The following is an 18,220-nucleotide window of genomic DNA, read 5'->3' as shown; positions in this document are numbered from 1 at the left end:
GGGGTGTTCGGTGCTGCGGTCGGCCCCGTCGGTGGGGCCGACCGTCGCGGGGTCGTGCGTGCTGGTGCCGGTCGGACCGTCGCGTCGTGTGCGTGCGGTGGTCGGTCCGGCCGTCGCGGTGGGCTCGCGTCAGGAGACGACGGGCAGCAGGACGGTCGACAGACCGGCCGCGATGGCACCGCCGAGCAGGGGGCCGACGACCGGCACCCAGGCGTAGGCCCAGTCGCTCGAGCCCTTGCCCTTGATCGGCAGGAAGGCGTGCGCGAGACGCGGGCCGAGGTCACGGGCCGGGTTGATGGCGTAGCCGGTGGGGCCACCGAGCGAGACACCGATCGCGATCACGAGGAAGGCGACGGGGATGGCGCCGAGCTCCGACGGGGTCTGGCCGTTCGTGAAGGCGAGGACCACGAAGACGAGGACGAAGGTGCCGATGATCTCGGTGACGAGGTTCCAGCCGTACGAGCGGATGGCCGGGCCGGTCGAGAACACGCCGAGCTTCGCGGCGGCGTCGGGCTCCTCGTCGAAGTGCTGCTTGTAGGCGAGCCAGACGATGACGGCACCGATCACGGCACCGATGAGCTGCGCGAGCCAGAACAGGAACATCTCGCCGACGCTGATGTTGCCGAGGATCGCCTGCGCCAGGCTGACGGCCGGGTTGAGCTGGCCGCCGGACTTGTACGAGACCGTGACACCGGCGAAGACCGCGAAGCCCCATCCGATCGTGACCATGAGGAAGCCGGCGCCGAAGCCCTTGGACTTCGTGAGCGAGACGGCGGCGACGACACCGCCACCCAGGATGATGAGCATCGCGGTGCCGACGAGCTCTGACATGAACTTGACGCCGATGTCGTCCATCGGTGACCTCCAGGTGTGCTGGTTGGGGGCCCCGCTGCTGCTCGGGCACTCCCCATCGAGTGATTGGGGCGAGCATACTGCTGGGTTTTCGCTGGGGGCGATGCGGACGAACGCGATCCCGGCCGAACTGCACGAACGTGCATCAGCAGTGTGCGCCACACCCTCCCGCGACCACCCCGGGGCAGCAGCCCGGTGCACGAACGTGCAGGCTGGGGGCACGCCCGGCCGAGGTACGCTGAGCCGACTCCGGACGACGTCGGCGGTGTGCAGGCGTCCCCGGTCCCGCCGACCCGGAAGGCTCCGCCATGAAGAAGCTCATCAACGACCCGCACGACGTCGTCACCGAGTCGGTGCGGGGTTTCGCGGCCGCCCACGCGGACCGCGTCGTGCTCGTCGAGGACCCGGTCCACCTGCACCGCACGGACGCACCGATCGCGGGCAAGGTCGGTCTGGTCAGCGGTGGCGGGAGCGGTCACGAGCCACTGCACGCCGGGTTCGTCGGACCCGGCATGCTCGACGCCGCGGTGCCCGGCCCGGTGTTCACCAGCCCGACGCCCGACCCGATCGTCGCCGCCACCCAGGCCGTCGACGCGGGTGCCGGCGTCCTGCACATCGTGAAGAACTACACCGGCGACGTGCTCAACTTCGAGACCGCCGCCGAGCTCGCCGAGGTCGAGGGCATCCGCGTCGAGTCCGTCGTGGTGGACGACGACGTCGCCGTGCAGGACTCGCTGTACACGGCCGGTCGCCGCGGTGTCGCGGGGACCGTCGTCGTGGAGAAGTGTGCCGGTGCCGCCGCCGAGCGCGGCGACGACCTCGACGCGGTCGTGGCGGTCGCGCGCCACGTCAACCAGGTGACCCGCTCGATGGGGCTCGCACTCGCGCCCGGCACCGTGCCGCACGCGGGGGAGCCGTCCTTCACGCTCGGCGACGACGAGGTCGAGCTCGGCATCGGCATCCACGGCGAACCGGGCCGTGAGCGGATCCCGCTCGCGCCGGCGGACGAGCTGGTCGACCGCGTGCTCGAACCCGTGCTCACGGACCTCGACGCACCGGCGGGGTCGCGTTTGCTGCTGTTCGTGAACGGCATGGGCGGCACGCCGCTGTCCGAGCTCTACATCGCGTACCGACGCGCCGCCGAGGTCCTGGCGGACCGCGGGTACGAGGTCGCGCGTAGCCTGGTCGGGGACTACGTCACGTCCCTCGAGATGCAGGGCTTCTCGATCACCGTCACGGTGCTCGACGACGACCTGATCGCCCTCTGGGACGCCCCGGTGGACACCCCGGCACTGCGCTGGGGGCGCTGACCCACCGCACCACGACACCGAGCCCGTCCGGGCCGGACACACGAAGGGAACCGCATTGGCGCTCGACACCGCATGGGCCATCGACTGGGTACGCCGCACCGCCGCGACGATCGACGAGCACCGGGCGGAGCTCGTCACGCTCGACCGCGAGATCGGCGACGGCGACCACGGTGAGAACCTCGACCGGGGCTTCCGTGCCGTGGTCGAGGCCGTCGACGCCGGGTCCTTCGACACCCCCGGCGCCGTCTTCAAGACCGTCGCGACGAAGCTCATCTCCACGGTCGGCGGGGCCGCGGGGCCGCTGTTCGGCACCGCCTACCTGAAGGCCGCACAGGCCGCCGGTGACGCGTCCGAGCTCGACAGCGACACGCTGGTCGCCGTCCTCACCGCCGCCCGCGACGGCATCGTGTCGCGCGGCAAGGCCGAGGTCGGCGACAAGACCATGGTGGACGCCTGGAGCGCGGCCGTCGACGCCGCCGCGACCGCGGCCACCGCGGGGGAGTCTCCCGAGCGCGTGCTCGAAGCGGCCGCCGACGCCGCCGCCACCGGTGCCGAGTCGACCGACCCGCTCGTCGCCCGCAAGGGCCGTGCGAGCTACCTGGGTGAGCGCGCGATCGGCCACCGGGACCCGGGCGCGCAGTCGTCGGCGTACCTCCTGCGCGCAGCGGTGGACGCAGCGTGACCGTCGGACTGCTCGTCGTCTCGCACAGCGCCGCGATCGCCACCGGGACCGTCGAGCTCGCCCGGCAGATGGCCGCGGACGTGCCGATGGTCGCCGCGGGCGGCACCGACGACGGTGGCATCGGCACGTCGTTCGACGCCATCACCGCGGGCATCGAGGAGCTCCGGCCCGCCGACGCGGTCGTCGTGCTCTGCGACCTCGGCTCCGCCTACCTCACCACCGACACCGCGCTCGACTTCCTGGACGACGACGACCGCGCACGGGTGCACGTCTCGCCGGCGCCGCTCGTCGAGGGTGCGGTCGCCGCAGCGGTGGCCGCCCAGACCGGCGGCGACGTCGACGCCGTCCTGGCAGCCGCCGCGTCGGCGACGGCGGCTCCCGACGCGGGGGAGTCGCCCCTGCCAGGAGGCCCGGCACCGGTCGCGTCGACCGCCCCGGTCGACGGGGTGGCCGCGTCCACCACCGCCGAGCTCGTCAACGAGTCCGGGTTGCACGCCCGCCCGGCGGCCGAGTTCGTGAAGACGGCCGCCCGCTTCGAGGCCGACGTCCGCGTCGACGGCGTGGACGCCAAGAGCCTGCTCGGCATCATGGCGCTCGCGTTGCCGAAGGGCGCCGTCGTCACGATCGCCGCCTCCGGCGCGGACGCGCAGGACGCGGTGGACGCGCTCGCGGAGCTCGTCCGGTCCGGCTTCGGCGAGTAGCCCGCAGCCGACGGGGCCGTCTGGACCGGTTCGGTCCGGACGAGTTCGGACGGGTTCGGTCCGGTTCAGGGTTCGAGGCGCTCCAGGTCCGCCAGCAGCGACGGGTGGGACGGCTCCCAGCCGAGCTCGGCGCGGGTCCGGGCACTCGAGGCGGGCTGGTCCATGGCGAACACCGGGCCGATGGGGCCGAAGCGCTCGACCGGCACGGACTCGACCGGCAGTCCGAGCCGACGACCGATGACGGCGGCGATGTCGCGGACCGCGTCGCCCTCGTCCGCGACCGCGTGCCACGCCGTGCCGGCCGGCGCTGCCTCGAGTGCGAGCCGGAAGAGCACCGCGGCGTCCCGTGCGTGGACGGCCGGCCACCGCTGGGTGCCGTCGCCGGGGTAGCCGGACACACCGGCGTCACGGGCCATCCCGGTGAGCAGGCCGGCGAAGCCGCCCTGGCCGTCCGCGTGCACGGTGCGGGGGAGTCGGACGGCGCTCACCCGGACCCCGTCCTCCGCCAGACCGAGCGCGGCCTGCACCGTGCGGCCCCGACCGCCGACCGGTCCGTCGACCGGCAGCGGATCCGTCTCGGTCGACGCGCGACCGGCGATCCACGGGGTGCCGGACACCACGACGAACGGCTTGCCGGTGCCGCGCAGCGTCGCCCCGATCGCCTCGATCGCGGCGGTCTCCTCGGCGATCGCGGCGTCGAGGGCACCGGCGGAGCCGAAGTCGTTCCGGAAGGCCAGATGGACGACCCCGTCGGCGGTGGATGCTGCTCGGCGGATGCCGTCCAGGTCGCCGAGGTCGCCCCGGATGCTCTCCGCACCGTGCTCGGCGAGGACGGCGGCGGCCCGGTCGGAGCGGGCGAGCCCGGTGACGCGGTGCCCGTGGGTCGTGAGTTCGCGGACGACGGCGGTGCCGACGAGTCCGGTGCCGCCGGTGATGAAGACCTGCATGTCCTGCTCCAGTGCTCGAATGTGATGGGACTGTTGTCGCATCACGGTAGCACTCTATGGGACCATTGTCCCGTCGGTATGATCGATCCATGGCGCGATGGGAACCCGGGGCACGAGAGCGTCTCGTGGTGGCCGCTGCTGAGCTCTTCGCCGAGCACGGCTACGACGAGACCACCGTGACGCAGATCGCGGAACGCGCCGGCGTGACGAAGAGCACGCTGTTCCGGCACTTCCCGGACAAGCGCGAGATCCTCGTCGCCGGCCAGGCGACCCTCAGCGCACTGCTGGCCGAGGGGGTGGCGGACGCAGGGGAGTCCGCGACGCCGATGCAGGCCGTGGCGTCCGGGCTCCGCCGAGCCTCGTCGGCGATGCAACCGTGGAACCGCGCACTCGGTCCGAGCATCGCCGCGGCGATCGCCGCGAACGCCGAGCTCCGGGAGCGCAGCATGCTCAAGAGCGCCGGGCTCGCCGTGGCGCTGTCCGACGCGCTCGAGGCCAGGGGGACGACGCCGACGACGGCGCGGGTCGCCGCGGAGCTCGGCGTACTCGCGTTCGAACGCGGCTACACGGCGTGGACGGACGCCCCGGACGGCACCGAGGGTGATCTCGAGCACCACGTCATCGCGGCGCTGGAGGAACTCCGGGTCGCGACGGCGGCGCTGGGGTAGCGCCCGGGCGAACCTGAGTTGACATAATATGCATTATCGGCGCTCCGCCGACGGGCCGGAAGTGGCTGGTGGAAGACGATGGTCGAGTGGATCACGCCCACTCGACCAGCGTCGTGCTGTCTCGTTCCGAACGGGACGGTCAGTCCGCCGGTTCGGTCGGCACGTCCTCGGACTTGATCTCGAGCGACGGCGACTCGACGTCCTGCTCGTGCAGGTCGTCCTGGTCGGTGTCCGGCTGCTCGGGCGTCTCGCTCTGCGTGGTCTCTTCGGCTGGGTCAGGCTGGCTGTAGCTCATGCGGCGGACGCTACGCGCGCCCGCCTGGAGACGTCCGCGGAACGTCGACGCCGAGGAACACGACGAACGGCCGGGAACACGACGAACGGCCGGGTCGCTCGCGCGGCCCGACCGTCCGTCCTCGGCCGCCGTGCGGCCCGCTGACGTCAGACCGTCGGCGGGTTGACGGCCACCAGCACGTACCCGATGATCCCGACGACGATGGCGATCACCGACAGGATGATGCCGGCGAGGACGACCCCGCGGCCGCCGGAGCGTCGCCGCGCGACGAGCCCGAGCACGAGACCGACGATGCCGGCGAGGACGCCGATGATGGCGAGGAAGAACCCGCCGGCGACCCCGACGACTCCCAGCACCAGGGACGCGATCCCCATGGCGTTCGTCTGGACGGGCGCGTTGCCGTTGCTGGACATGAGACTCCTTCGATCAGGACGCCCGGAGCGACCGGGCGGCCGATCGGTGACGTCTCAACCAGGCTAGACCGCGAACACGGCGAACGTTCAGTTTCGGACGGGTTTCCTGTCCCCTGGCTCAGGTCCCGCCGTGCTGACGCACGAGTTCCGGCAGTTCTGCGGGCTCGAACGGCTCCGTCGTCGTCTCGAGCTCGTCGGCGGTCCACCACCGGGCCCCGAGGATGTCGACCCGCTCGTCGTCCGTCCACCCGGCGTCGGACAGCGTGAAGCCCGTGGTGTGCACCACGTAGAACTCGGAGTGGCCCCGGTCGTGGTCGGCCTGGTCCCAGTCCACCGCGAAGTCCCACGACCAGACCGACTCCCCCGGCTCGTCGATGACGATGCCGGTCTCCTCGCGGAGCTCCCGGATCGCCGCGTCCTGGTGGCTCTCCCCCGGGTCGACGCCGCCGCCGGGCGTGATCCACCGGTGGAACCCGTCCGACGACGGCGCGTTGGTGTCCATCAGGAACACCCGGCCCGCCGGGTCGAGGAGCAGGATGCGTGAGGTTCGGCGGAGGCCGGGCGTCGCGGTCATCCGCCGACGCTAGCGGGTGAAGCCGCTGACGTCACCGACGAGCTTCGTGTGGTCCGCCGGGATCGGCTCGACGGCGGCCAGGGCGATCTCGGCGGCGAACTCGGAGACACTGTAGAGCTTGCCGACCTCTTCGCGGCGCCCCTCGATGGCACCCGGGTTGAGCCGGTTGAGCAGCGTCGCGGTGATCGTGCCCTCGATCATGTCGCCGGAGACGACGACGAACTCGATGCCGGCGGCCTCGAGCTGCGGGATGAGTTCGCGCAGGGCGAGCTCACCGGCGCGCTTGCTCTTCGCCACCGGGACGTACTCGTCCATCGTCTCGGCGGTCTCGATGAAGTGCGCCTGGTGGCTCGTGACGAACACGACGCGGGACCCCACGGGCATGTGCGGCACCGCGGCCTGCAGCATGTCGACCTGTGCGTCGCGGTTCAGGCGCAGCGCGTAGTCCTCGCCGAGGCCGGACTCCATGCCGCCCGAGGCGTTCAGGACGAGCAGGTCGATGCCGCCCCACTCGCGGACGACCGTCTCGACGAGTCCCTGCACCGAGTCGTGGTCGGTGAGGTCCGCGCCCACGGCGAGGGCCGATCCCCCGTCGGCGACGATCTTCTCCGCGATCTGCTCGGCGCGCTTCGCCTTGTTGCGGTAGTTCACGACGACCTTGGCGCCGGCCTCGGCCAGGTAGCCGACGGTGTCGGCACCGATGCCACGCGACGAGCCGGTGACGACGGCGCGCGTGTCGGCGAGGGATCCGGGGGCGAGGGGGTTGCTCACAGTCGTGTTCTCCTGGTGGGTTTCCGGCGGTCGGGCGCACCGAGCCTACCAACGGCCCGCACGGCTGTCAGACGCCCCTGATATGTTGAACGGAGTTGTACCGGCCGTCGCGACGCTGCGAGCCGCTGCGCGCGACCGAGGGAGGGAGATCGCGTGAACGGGATCGATTGGATCCAGAGCACCGTCTGGATCGGACTCGTGCTGCTGCTGGGGGTGGTCGAGATCTTCACGCTCGACTTCGTCTTCATCATGCTCGCGGCCGGTGCCGCCGGCGGGCTCGTGGCCGCACTGCTCGGCGCCCCGTGGTGGCTCTCCGCCGTCATCGCCGCCGTGCTGGCCCTCGTGCTGCTCTCGCTCGTGCGCCCCCGCCTGCTGCTCGCGCTCGGTCGCGGTGCGGACCCGCACCGCACGAACGTGGACGGCCTCATCGGACTCCCCGGCACCGTCGCCGTGGCCTTCACCGCGTCCGCTCCCGGCCAGGTCCGCCTGGCCAACGGCGAGACCTGGAGCGCCCGCATCGCCGCCGACGCCACCGACCGCACACCGCCGCTCGGGACCCCTGTGGTCGTCGAGTCGATCGAGGGGTCGACAGCCGTCGTCCGCCTCGGAGAAAGGGCCACCTCGTGACCATCTCAGCCGGGACGATCGCTCTGCTCGTCCTCATCCTGGTCGTCGTCATCTTCGTGATCGTCGTCCTGTCCCGCGCGATCCGCATCGTGCCGCAGGCGTCCGCGGGCATCGTCGAGCGACTCGGCAAGTACCACAAGACCCTCAACCCAGGGTTGAACCTCCTGGTCCCCTTCATCGACCGGCTCCGCCCGCTGCTCGACATGCGTGAGCAGGTCGTCTCGTTCCCGCCGCAGCCGGTGATCACCGAGGACAACCTGGTCGTCTCCATCGACACCGTCGTGTACTTCCAGGTGACCGACGCCCGCGCCGCGACGTACGAGATCGCGAACTACCTCGGTGCCGTCGAGCAGCTCACGACCACCACGCTCCGCAACGTCGTCGGTGGCCTCAACCTCGAAGAGGCCCTGACGAGCCGCGACAACATCAACGGCCAGCTGCGCGTCGTCCTCGACGAGGCGACCGGCAAGTGGGGCATCCGCGTCGGTCGTGTCGAGCTCAAGGCGATCGAGCCGCCCGTGTCCATCCAGGACGCCATGGAGCAGCAGCTCCGTGCCGAGCGCAGCCGTCGTGCCGCGATCCTGCAGGCCGAGGGCACGAAGCAGTCGCAGATCCTCGAGGCCGAGGGCCAGCGGCAGGCCGCCATCCTCGCGGCCGAGGGTGACGCGAAGGCACAGGTCCTGCGCGCCGAGGGAGAGGCCCAGGCGATCGCGACCGTCTTCGAGGCGATCCACACCGGTGACCCCGACGAGAAGCTGCTGTCCTACCAGTACCTGCAGACCCTGCCGAAGATCGCCGAGGGCACCGCGAACAAGCTCTGGATGATCCCGAGCGAGTTCACCGAGGCGCTCTCCGGCATCGCCAAGGGCTTCAGCACCGGTCGGACCGGTGGTGGGTCCGCTGCGGGTGGTGCGGGTGGCTCCGACTTCCTGTCGCGCATCTCGAAGCTCGCGAACGAGAGCCTGGCGAACACGACGGCAGCAGCCAGCGCGGACGCCGCCATGCCGCGGGCCGACGCCACCGCGGCGGACATCGTGCCCGAGTCCGACCTCGACGCCCGGCTCGCCGAGTCGAACCGCAGCGTCGACGCGCACCTGGCGGCCGCCGACGACGCAACCGCCCAGCAGACCGACGTCACGCTCGACAAGCCCGCCGACGCCCCGGGCACCGCGGCCAGCTCGGCCGACGACGCCTCCGGTCACCGCACCAGCGACGGGTCCGGTCGCCGCTGACCCCGTGCACGAACGACGACGCCCGCCCCGGTCGAACCGGAGCGGGCGTCGTCGTGTGGTGTGGTCAGGCGCCGCGTCGGGCGCGGAGGAACTGCAACCGCTCCTCGAGGAGCTCCTCGAGTTCCTCGCGCGAACGCCGTTCGAGCAGCATGTCCCAGTGGGTACGAGGTGCCTTGACGTCCTCTGCGGCGACCTCGACGGGGATGCCGTCGTCACCGAGCAGCCGGCCCTCGCGACCCGAGCGCGGCTCCGACCAGGTCTGCGGGACGTCCGCGTCGGCGGAGAAGACGATGTCGAACGTCTCCCCCGATTCCGTCTGGTAGACCGCGCGCTTGCGATCCGAGAGCTCGACGCCCTCTTCGCTCTGGAGGCTCTGACTCCCGAGCCGCATGCCGCGGAGACTCCGATCAGCCATGTGTGTGCTCCTCTCGCTCGTCTACCCCTCCACAACACTGTCCCACGCGGGGTCGTTCCCGACCCGGCGCATTCACAGTCCGTTCCCAGTGGGTGGGCGCGGCGACGGCCCGGCACAGGTCGGTTCAGCGGCGGAGGCGACGACCCCACGGGGCGCAGGCGAGCAGGACGAGCAGCCCGCCGAGTGAGAGCAGCAACGCGATCGAACCCGACGCGAGCGACGCCGGCGTCGTCGAGGTGCCGAGGGGCACGTCCGTGATCATCGACGTCGCGGTGTACGCGGGCACCCGGTCGATGGTGCGACCGGTCGGGTCGATGACCTGCGAGGCACCCACCGTCGAGATGTTGACGAGCGAGCGTCCGGTCTCGACCGCGCGCATGCGGGCGATCTCGAGCTGCTGCAGGTTCTCGTCCGTCCCGGAGAAGTCCGCGTTGTTCGTCTGCGCGAAGATCACCTGCGCTCCCCCGCGCACCATGTCCGTGGCGAGCCCGTCGTCGACGACGTCGAAGCAGATCGCGATGCCCGCACGGACACCGGCGACGGACAACACGTTCGGCTTCGTCCCCGGGGTGTAGTCACGCTGCAGCAGCCCGATCAGCGAGGGCGCGAGCTTCGAGAAGAACCACCGGTCCGGCACGTACTCGCCGAACGGCACGGGACGCTTCTTGTCGTAGGACGACTGCCAACCGTCCGCGGTCCACACGAACGAGGTGTTGTGCAGCACCCCCGAGGACGTCTGGGTGATCGCACCGGCGACGATCGGCGCACCCACGGAGTCGACCACCGAGTCGAGCGCCGACGCGATGACCGGCTCGCGCCGCGGGTCGTACTCGGCGGACGCCTCCGGCCAGACGACGACGTCGACGCCCCGGGCCTCGATGTCCGTGGCGGCGACCTGCGACGCCAGCACGTCGCCCGGCTCCGCTCGGTCGAAGTACCCGGCCGGCCCGTTCCCCTGCACGGCCTCGACCCGGATGGTGCCGTCGGTCGTCGCAGGCCAAGCCGGCACGGCGAGCACGGCCGCGACCAGCAGCCCGGCCGTGGCCACCCGCACCGGCACGCGCACCCGCGCCCCGGGCGTGCGCGGCACGACGAGGGCGAGCGACACCACGACGGCGACGCAGTACACCACGACGAAGCTCAACCCGAGGATCCCGACCCAGGCAGCAAGGTGCGTGAAGGGACCCTGCGACTGCGACAGTCCGACCCGTCCCCACGCGAAACCGCCGTACGGCCAGCTCCCCGAGAACCACTCGCGTCCGGTCCACAGTGCGGCGACGACGGCCGGGAGGCCCCACACACGCCCGGCGGACGAGGTCACCACGCGGGCGACCCACCGGTACGCGAGGGCGATGGCCACGATGCCGAGGGCGAAGAACGCCGCCTCGAAGAGCGCCAGCGCGAGCCACGGGACCGGCCCCAGGTACCGCCCGGCCCACGAGATCGCGGGGACGAAGAACGCGGCGCCGGCGACGTACCCGAGCCAGGCGGCCCGGCGGGCACGCTGGCCCATCGCCGCGAGCAGCAGGCAGGCGAGCGCCGGGTAGGTGAGGAACCACCAGCCCGGCGACGGGAACGACAGCGCGAACAGCAGCCCACCGATGACGGCGAGCGGCAGCGCCGAACCGAGCGGCAGCGCGGCGAACGGACCGTCCGCGACCGCCCCGCGGCCGAGGCGAGCACGCACCCCGCGCACACCGGTCTCCGGAACCCGCACCGTGCCTCCCGTCAGACCGCTGCGTAGGCGACGATGCCGCGGCGCACCGCGTCGGTCGCACGTCGGGCGGTCTGGGCGAGGTCGTCGTCACCGGCGTTCCGGATCTGGTCGAGCAGGTCGATGACCTGCTTCGACCAGCGGACGAAGTCACCGGCGGGCAGGTCGAGGGTGCGCAGGACGTCGTCGAGGGCCGAGCCGGACGCCCAGCGGAACATGCCGACCGCCATCGCCGGGGTGGGCGGCTGCGAGCCCGCCAGGCGGGCGTCGCGCTCGATGTCGTCGAGGCGCGACCAGATCGTCAGGGTCTCGTCGAGCGCCGGACGGAAGGCACCACGCGGCAGGGCGTGCTCAGTACCGGGGGCGTCGTCGCGACGGGGCTGGTAGATGATCGTGGCGGCCATCGCGGCGAGCTGCGCCGGCGTGAGGTCCTTCCAGACCCCCGCCTCGAGGCACTCGGCGACGAGCAGGTCGCGGTCACCGTAGATGCGCTGCAGACGACGGCCGCCCGCGGCGACCGTGGCCTCGCCGTTGCCGGCGTCGACCAGGTACCCGAGCTGCAGGAGCACGTCGGTGACCCGGTCGAACGTGGTCGCCACGGCACCGGTGCGGGACCGGATCTGCTGGACCAGCTTGTCGTTGACGCGCTTGAGCTTCCACCAGCGCTCGGCCCACCGGGCGTGCGCCTCGCGGTCGGGGCAGGCATGGCAGGGGTGCCGCTGCATCTTGCGGCGGACCTCGGTGATCGCGGCCTGCCGCTCCTGGCGCGCACCGTGCGAGGCCTCGCGCCCACCGGGCACGTTCGAGCGCTCGAGGTCGGAGAGCTCGCGACGGAGCGCCGCGTACTCGGTGAAGTCGCCGAGGTGGCACTGCATCGCCTCGCGGTAGCCCTCGAGCGACTCCTGCTGCGACCGCACCTTGCGGGCCAGGTCCACCACGGACCGGTCGGCCTGGAACTGCGCGAACGAGGTCTCGAGCACCTCGCGCGTGCGCTGCCGTCCGAACTGGTCGATCAGGTTGACGGCCATGTTGTACGTCGGCTTGAACGACGAGTTGAGCGGGTACGTCCGCCGGCTGGCGAGCGAGGCGACGGCCTGCGGGTCGAGCCCGTCGGTCCACTGGATGACCGAGTGCCCTTCGACGTCGATGCCGCGGCGGCCGGCGCGACCGGTGAGCTGCGTGTACTCCCCCGGCGTGATCGGCACCCGGGCCTCGCCGTTGAACTTCTCGAGCTTCTCGAGCACGACGGTGCGAGCCGGCATGTTCACGCCGAGCGCCAGGGTCTCGGTCGCGAAGACGACCTTGAGCAGCTTGCGCTGGAAGAGGTTCTCGACGACCTCCTTGAACGCCGGGAGCATGCCGGCGTGGTGCGCGGCGACCCCGCGCTCGAGCCCCTCGAGGAACTCCCAGTAGCCGAGGACGGCGAGGTCCTCGTCGGGCAGGGTGCGGCAGTGGTACTCCGCGGTCTCGCGGATCTCGTTGCGCTCCGGCAGCGTGGTGAGCGACAGCCCGGAGCGCAGGACGTTCCGGACGCCCTGGTCGCACCCGGCGCGACTGAACACGAAGAAGATCGCGGGCAGCAGCATCCGCTCGTCGAGCATGTGCGCGATGCGCTCGCGGTGCAGCTTCTCGGTCCGCGGCCCACGGCGGTCGTGGTAGCCGCCGCGGCCCCGGCCCCCGCGGTGTCCGCCGCCGTGCCGCTCGCTGCGCGAGGCACCGCCGACCAGCCGGAGCAGCTCCGGGTTCACCCGGTTCGTCGCCGCGGCGCCGCTCGAGTCGAACAGGTCGACCATCTTCGACCCCACGAGCACGTGCTGCTCGAGCGGCACCGGACGGTCCTCGGACACGATCACGTCGGTCTCGCCGCGGACGGTCTGCAGCCAGTCGCCGAACTCCTCGGCGTTGGACACCGTCGCGCTGAGCGAGACGAGCCGGACCTCGGTCGGGAGGTGCAGGATCACCTCTTCCCACACCGCACCGCGGAACCGGTCGGCCAGGTAGTGGACCTCGTCGAGGACCACCCACGCCAGGTCGTCGAGCAGGTCGGAGTCCGCGTAGATCATGTTGCGGAGGACCTCGGTGGTCATCACCACGACGCGGGCCCGCGGGTTGACGTTCGTGTCACCGGTGAGCAGCCCGACCTCGGTCTCGCCGTACTCCTCGACGAGCTCGGCGTACTTCTGGTTGCTCAGCGCCTTCATCGGCGTCGTGTAGAACACCTTCGCCGTCGGCTGCCGCATCGCGAGCCAGATGGCGAACTCGGCGACGATGGTCTTGCCCGCACCGGTCGGCGCGGCCACCAGCACGCTCCGGCCCTGGTCGAGCGAGTCGCAGGCGGCGAACTGGAACGGGTCGAGGTCGAACCGCAGGTCGGAGCGGAACAGTTCGAGGTTGCGGGACCGGTTGCGCACCTTCGCCGCAGCGAAGCGCTCGGCGGCGCTGAGCTCGGCGGCGGTCACAGGCCGTACTCCTCGTCGAGCTTGGCCTGCCGCTTCGCGAGCCGACGGTCGTGGATCCACGTGATGGCACACGCGGCGAGGTACAGCACCGTCATCGGGATCGCCAGCAGGAACATCGAGATGAGGTCGGCGCTCGGCGTGACGATCGCGCAGAACACCAGGATGCAGATGATCGCGATGCGCCACGACTTCAGGATGGCCTTCGCGCTGAGTACCCCGACGAAGTTGAGCAGGACGAGGAAGACCGGCAGCACGAACGCGATGCCGACCGCCACGATGAGCTTGATGACGAAGTCGTAGTAGGCCTTCGCGTCGACGATCGAGGTGTCCTGCGTCGACACGAAGCTGCCGAGGATCGTGACCACGTGCGGCAGGATGTACCACCCGAAGAAGCACCCGCCGAAGAACAGCGGGATCGCGGTGCCGAGGAAGCCCCACACGTACTGCTTTTCGCGCCGGACCAGTGCCGGCACGATGAACGCCCAGATCTGGTACAGCCACACCGGGCTCGAGATGACGACACCGATCGTGATCGCGATCTGCAACCGCAGGTCGAAGGCCCCGGTGATCATCGGGAAGTTCAGCTCGGCCGTGTGCCCGCCGACCTCGGCCAGCTGGGTGACCGGGGCGCGCAGCGCGTCGAGCACGAACGGCGTGAGGAACCACCCACCGATCGCGGCGGCGACCACTGCGACGACGGCGCGGAACAGCCGGTTGCGCAGCTCGATGAGGTGCTGCCCGAGCGACATGCGGCCTTCGGCGTCGGTCTGCTGGCGCCCCTGCCGCTTCGCTCGCCCGCGCGCGGTCGTCGAAGCCATGCGTCGATCTTACGGTGTCGGGACCGACAGTCCGGCGCGCTCGGTGGGAACGCACATGGGACCCTCGGCGGGGCGGGCGTGCGCGGGTGTGCGGTGGTGCCGGTGTGCAGATGTGCGGGTGTGCGGTGGTGCGGTGGTGTGCTGTTCTGCGCGAGGTGTGCTGTTTCGCGCGTGGAGGGAAGTTTCGTGTCTGGTGGGCAGGAGCCGCTCCGGCACCGGGCCCGGGATTCCTTCCCATCGCACGTGGAGTGGGAGGCGGGATTGCGCGTAGTGGGCAGGAACTCGGAACTTCCTATGCGCGGAACTGCTCCCTACGCGCGGAACGACCACCCGCAAGCAACGACCACTCCGCGGCGAGCAGCCCCGCGCCTGGCGGCACCGGTGTTCGAGACCACGAGTGCCGCGCAGCCCGACGGTCCTTCCCATCGCACGTGGAGTGGGAAGCGGAATCGCGCGTGGTGAGCAGGAATTCAAGACCTCCTACGCGCGGAACTGCTCCCCACGCGCGCAACGACCACCCGCGGCGAGCAGCCCCGCGCCCGGCGGCACCTGTCTTCGCCACCACAAGTGCCGCGCGGCCCGACGGTCCTTCCCATTGCGCGCGCAGTAGGAAGCGGGATCGCGCGTGGTGAGCAGGAACTCGGGACCTCCTACGCGCGGAACTGCTTTCCACGCGCGGAACGACCTTCAACGCGCAAAACTGTCCCGAAGAGCCAGAACCTCAGCCCGCGTCGAGCGCCGCGGCCGCGAAGTCGCGCACGGCGGCGCGGGCGGCCGGCGGGTCGAGGACCACCGCGCGGCCGGGCAGCCCCGCCACGAGCCGCACCACCCCGTCGAACCCGTGCGACGCCGCGAGGCGGATGCGGACCCGGCCGTCGGCGTCGGGGGCGTCCGCGGTGTCGGCAAGGAAGTCCGCCACCAGGGGCAGCGAGGACGAGTCGAGCTCGACCGTCACGATGACGTCCTCGGCGGACTGCTGGAAGAGCGTGTCCGGCATGACGACCTGGTCGACGGTCTTCTCCACCGCACGGTCGTCGACCTGCACGGCGGACATCCGGTCGAGCCGGAAGGTGCGGAGCGCCTGGCGGTCGAGGTCCCACGCGCGGAGGTACCAGTCGGTGTCGATGGACTCGACCCGGAGCGGGTCCACGCGGCGGGTGCCGCCGCGGGAGCGCGGTCCGACGTACTCGAACGAGAGCCCCTTGCCGTCGGCCATCGCCCGTCGGATGGTGGCGAGTGCGACGTCGTGCAGGTCCTGGCCGACGGCGACGGTCGACGTGGCACCGCCGGCACCGCGGGACAGCTTGGCCATGAGGGCGCGGATGGCGTCGCGGTCGGCGGCCTCGGGCAGGGCAGAGAGGTACTGCAGGCCGGCGATGAGGGCGGAGGCCTCGCGGGCGGAGAGCCGCGGCGAGTCGTCGATCGCGACGAGGTTCGTCAGCACGATCATGTCGTTCTGGTCGAAGTCGTCCCAGGCGATGTCGAACAGGTCGCCGTGCTGGTACTGCATCGTCTCGCCGGGCACGCCGGACACCGCGATGAGCTCGACCGCACGGCGGATGCGGGACTCGGGCACCCCGAAGTGGCGGGCGGCCTCGGCGACGGAGACACGCTCGCGGTCGATCAGGTACGGCACGAGGGACAGCAGGAACGCGAGCTTGTCCTGCGCCTGCAGGGGCTGGGCGTCAGCCACGGGCGGGTTCCTCTCCGGCATCGGGGGTCGCGTGGTCGTCGACGAGGGCGCGGAGCCGGTCGAGCACGCGTGCGCGCAGGTCGTCGGGTTCGAGCACCCGGACCTCGGGCCCGAAGGCGGCGAGCTCCTCGGCGAGGATCTGCGGGTCGACGTGGTGGAGCACGAGCGAGCCGTCCGCGTCGGTCTCGGTGTCCCGTCGTCGGGTGAGGCGGCGTTCGGCGTCCGACCCGGGGGTCACCGCGATCCGCGCCGTGCGGGTCGCCCAGATGCGCTCGAGCCCGGCGAGGGTGCGTTCCGCCGCGCCGGCCGGGGCGGTGTGCTGCCCGACGGCGTACTGGGAGACTGGTCCGACGATCCGCGAGAGCAGGTAGTTCTTGTCCGAGTCGGTCGCGAACTCGTGCGCCGCGAGCATCCAGCGGCCGCCGTGCTGCACGAGGGCGAGCGGGGCGACGTCGCGCCGACGTGCGGCGTGCTGGCCGGGGGTGATGTAGTCGAAGCGGACGGCCGCGGCGCGGTCGAGTGCGGAGCGCAGCGGTTCGAACGCGGCGTCGCGGGCGCGGAGCCGGGGCGCGTAGGCGTCGACGCCGAGCTGGAGTGCGCCGTCGTCGTCCTCGGCACCGGCCGACCGCACCTTGAGCAGCCCGCGGCGCGAGTCGGCGGAGAGCGCGCCCTCGCGCCACGCCATCGCCGCGAGCGACAACAGAGCCGACTCGTCGGGGGTGAAGCGGACGTCGACGGGCAGGTCGTACTCGCCCTTCGGGATCCGGTAGCGCAGCGTCTGGTTGTTGCCCGCCGCGCCGGGGGTCTCGATCGTCTCGAGCGGGATGCCGAGCTCGCGGACGTCGTCCTTGTCGCGCTCGAACTGGCGCTCGAGCGAGGCGTTGTCGCCGCCGGCGGTGAAGCGCTGCCGGTAGCCCTGCACGTTCGCCAGGATCTCGCCCTTGGTCAGCCCCGACTCCGTCGAGAGCAGCGCGAGCACGAGGCTGAACAGCCGCTCCTCGGCGGGCACACGGGGCACACGGGTCGCTGGCACGAGCCGATCCTACGGCAGCGCGGGTGCACCGGAGTGCACCCGCGCCGCGGTCGGTGGACGGTGCGGACGGGTCAGTTCGACAGCGATCCGAGCAGGTCGATGACGTACACGTCGACGGCGCCCTGCTCGTGCACGACGGCCAGGACCTGGTCCCCGACACGGTGGCCGACGAGGGCCTTCCGGACGCCCTCGGGGTTGAGCTGGCCCTTGGCGAGCGAGACGACCTGCGCACCCGCGCCGCCGGTCCAGCTCGAGCCCGTGGCGTCGGCGCCGACGGTCCACGGGACGACCAGGGCCTTGATCACCGCGTTGTCCTTCTCGGTGAGCACCTTGCCCGAGCCCTTGCGCAGCAGGTGGACCTCGTCCGAGGTCGGGGCGTCCCACGACGGGATCGTCACGCCCGGGGCGCCCGAGGGGGCGAGGACGACGGCCGGCATGCGGTCACCGGCGAGCTGCGGGGTGCCGGTCGCGCGGGCGTCGAAGGCGCGCTGCACGTCGATGACGGCGATCGCGGCGGACTCCGCCTTGCCGGTCGACGTCGCCGGGGCACCGTTCGCCGGGTTGTTCACCGCGCTCTTCGGCAGCGCGACGGCGAGCCGGTCACCGACGTGCGCGCACTCGACGGCCTCGCCGAGCGCGCCGTACGTGCTCGCACCCGCGGTGATCGGTGCCACCTGGTTCGTGTAGCCGCTCGTCGAGGCGACCTCGCCGTTCTTGCCGTCGAGGATCGTGTACGCGATCTGCACCGGGGTGCCCTCGTCGACCTGGCGGCCGTCGCCGTGGCGGAGGACGGACACCTGCGTGCCCTTCGTGGTGAGGCCGTTCGGGATCGACACCTTCGGCTCCTTGCCGAACGCGCCCGTCGCCGTCACGGCCGCGGAGGCGTCGCCGGGAGCGGCACAGCTCGAGGGGGTGGTGCCGGCGCCGTTCGAGGCGCACGCCGTCAGCGAGACCGCGAGACCGATGGTGACCAGGAGTGCGGGGATGGTGCGCACGGACCCTCTTTCCGTTCGATG

At 71.7% G+C, this 18,220-nt stretch carries 19 protein-coding genes; 6 read left to right on the top strand and 13 right to left on the bottom strand.

The window, feature by feature from the left end; all coding sequences use genetic code 11:
* Positions 1 to 129: 129 nt before the first annotated feature.
* A complete protein-coding gene (locus tag BIU97_RS03100) occupies positions 130 to 855 on the bottom strand; it encodes an MIP/aquaporin family protein (protein WP_083420803.1) in 726 nt (241 codons plus the stop codon).
* Between the two features lie 305 nt (positions 856 to 1,160).
* On the opposite strand from BIU97_RS03100, the gene dhaK reads away from it, so the two are divergent.
* Genes dhaK through dhaM form a run of 3 tightly spaced genes read left to right on the top strand, consistent with a single transcriptional unit; the run spans position 1,161 to position 3,545 of the window.
* The gene (dhaK, locus tag BIU97_RS03095; protein ID WP_071297053.1) at positions 1,161 to 2,162 is read left to right on the top strand and encodes a dihydroxyacetone kinase subunit DhaK; all 1,002 of its coding nucleotides are present in this window, start codon (positions 1,161 to 1,163) and stop codon (positions 2,160 to 2,162) included.
* Positions 2,163 to 2,217: 55 nt separating this feature from the next.
* Positions 2,218 to 2,844, top strand: a complete 627-nt coding sequence (dhaL, locus tag BIU97_RS03090; protein ID WP_071297052.1) for a dihydroxyacetone kinase subunit DhaL — start codon at positions 2,218 to 2,220, stop codon at positions 2,842 to 2,844.
* Complete coding sequence (gene dhaM, locus BIU97_RS03085; RefSeq protein WP_071297051.1) at positions 2,841 to 3,545, top strand: dihydroxyacetone kinase phosphoryl donor subunit DhaM; 705 nt, start codon at positions 2,841 to 2,843, stop codon at positions 3,543 to 3,545. Before dhaL ends, dhaM begins: the two co-directional genes overlap by 4 nt.
* A 65-nt stretch (positions 3,546 to 3,610) precedes the next feature.
* On the opposite strand, the gene BIU97_RS03080 is transcribed toward dhaM, so the two are convergent.
* On the bottom strand, positions 3,611 to 4,534 hold the full coding sequence (locus tag BIU97_RS03080; protein ID WP_254782870.1) for an SDR family oxidoreductase: 924 nt from the start codon (positions 4,532 to 4,534) through the stop codon (positions 3,611 to 3,613).
* Between the two features lie 47 nt (positions 4,535 to 4,581).
* Here BIU97_RS03080 and BIU97_RS03075 point away from each other — a divergent pair, with 47 nt between their 5' ends.
* Entirely contained in the window at positions 4,582 to 5,160 is a 579-nt protein-coding gene (locus BIU97_RS03075) for a TetR/AcrR family transcriptional regulator (RefSeq protein WP_071297049.1), read from the top strand.
* A 139-nt stretch (positions 5,161 to 5,299) separates the two neighbouring features.
* Here BIU97_RS03075 and BIU97_RS17915 read toward each other — a convergent pair whose 3' ends face one another.
* From BIU97_RS17915 to BIU97_RS03060, 4 genes are all read right to left on the bottom strand, one after another.
* Positions 5,300 to 5,455, bottom strand: a complete 156-nt coding sequence (locus tag BIU97_RS17915; protein WP_175472112.1) for a hypothetical protein — start codon at positions 5,453 to 5,455, stop codon at positions 5,300 to 5,302.
* Positions 5,456 to 5,601: 146 nt separating this feature from the next.
* Positions 5,602 to 5,868, bottom strand: a complete 267-nt coding sequence (locus BIU97_RS03070; RefSeq protein ID WP_071255426.1) for a hypothetical protein — start codon at positions 5,866 to 5,868, stop codon at positions 5,602 to 5,604.
* Between the two features lie 118 nt (positions 5,869 to 5,986).
* Positions 5,987 to 6,442 carry an NUDIX hydrolase gene (locus BIU97_RS03065; protein ID WP_071297048.1) on the bottom strand — a complete coding sequence of 152 codons (456 nt, stop codon included), beginning with the start codon at positions 6,440 to 6,442 and terminating at the stop codon, positions 5,987 to 5,989.
* A 9-nt stretch (positions 6,443 to 6,451) separates the two neighbouring features.
* Positions 6,452 to 7,213, bottom strand: coding sequence for an SDR family oxidoreductase (locus BIU97_RS03060; protein ID WP_071297047.1), 762 nt, complete (start codon positions 7,211 to 7,213; stop codon positions 6,452 to 6,454).
* A 153-nt stretch (positions 7,214 to 7,366) separates the two neighbouring features.
* On the opposite strand from BIU97_RS03060, the gene BIU97_RS03055 reads away from it, so the two are divergent.
* Positions 7,367 to 7,840, top strand: a complete 474-nt coding sequence (locus BIU97_RS03055; RefSeq protein ID WP_071297046.1) for an NfeD family protein — start codon at positions 7,367 to 7,369, stop codon at positions 7,838 to 7,840.
* Positions 7,837 to 9,072, top strand: a complete 1,236-nt coding sequence (locus tag BIU97_RS03050; RefSeq protein WP_071297045.1) for an SPFH domain-containing protein — start codon at positions 7,837 to 7,839, stop codon at positions 9,070 to 9,072. The genes BIU97_RS03055 and BIU97_RS03050 overlap by 4 nt, the downstream gene beginning before the upstream one ends.
* Before the next feature lie 64 nt (positions 9,073 to 9,136).
* Here BIU97_RS03050 and BIU97_RS03045 read toward each other — a convergent pair whose 3' ends face one another.
* The 7 genes from BIU97_RS03045 to BIU97_RS03015 form a co-directional block, all read right to left on the bottom strand.
* Positions 9,137 to 9,487, bottom strand: a complete 351-nt coding sequence (locus BIU97_RS03045) for an RNA polymerase-binding protein RbpA (protein ID WP_071297044.1) — start codon at positions 9,485 to 9,487, stop codon at positions 9,137 to 9,139.
* 124 nt (positions 9,488 to 9,611) lie between these two features.
* Positions 9,612 to 11,204 (bottom strand): apolipoprotein N-acyltransferase, encoded by a 1,593-nt coding sequence (lnt, locus tag BIU97_RS03040; RefSeq protein WP_254782867.1) that lies wholly within the window; start codon positions 11,202 to 11,204, stop codon positions 9,612 to 9,614.
* Between the two features lie 11 nt (positions 11,205 to 11,215).
* Positions 11,216 to 13,660, bottom strand: coding sequence for a DEAD/DEAH box helicase (locus BIU97_RS03035; protein WP_071297042.1), 2,445 nt, complete (start codon positions 13,658 to 13,660; stop codon positions 11,216 to 11,218).
* Complete coding sequence (gene tatC / locus BIU97_RS03030; protein WP_071297073.1) at positions 13,657 to 14,409, bottom strand: twin-arginine translocase subunit TatC; 753 nt, start codon at positions 14,407 to 14,409, stop codon at positions 13,657 to 13,659. Before tatC ends, BIU97_RS03035 begins: the two co-directional genes overlap by 4 nt.
* A 790-nt stretch (positions 14,410 to 15,199) precedes the next feature.
* Positions 15,200 to 16,171: a helix-turn-helix transcriptional regulator gene (locus BIU97_RS03025; RefSeq protein ID WP_111040910.1), complete on the bottom strand. Its 972-nt coding sequence runs from the start codon at positions 16,169 to 16,171 to the stop codon at positions 15,200 to 15,202.
* Positions 16,164 to 17,204 (bottom strand): helix-turn-helix transcriptional regulator, encoded by a 1,041-nt coding sequence (locus tag BIU97_RS03020; protein ID WP_071297040.1) that lies wholly within the window; start codon positions 17,202 to 17,204, stop codon positions 16,164 to 16,166. The genes BIU97_RS03025 and BIU97_RS03020 overlap by 8 nt, the downstream gene beginning before the upstream one ends.
* A gap of 71 nt (positions 17,205 to 17,275) precedes the next feature.
* Positions 17,276 to 18,199 carry a hypothetical protein gene (locus BIU97_RS03015; RefSeq protein WP_071297039.1) on the bottom strand — a complete coding sequence of 308 codons (924 nt, stop codon included), beginning with the start codon at positions 18,197 to 18,199 and terminating at the stop codon, positions 17,276 to 17,278.
* Positions 18,200 to 18,220 lie beyond the last annotated feature (21 nt).

It is taken from the genome of Curtobacterium sp. MCBA15_009 (assembly GCF_001864895.1).
Classification (GTDB): Bacteria; Actinomycetota; Actinomycetes; order Actinomycetales; family Microbacteriaceae; genus Curtobacterium.
This window is presented reverse-complemented; position numbering and strand designations above follow the sequence as displayed.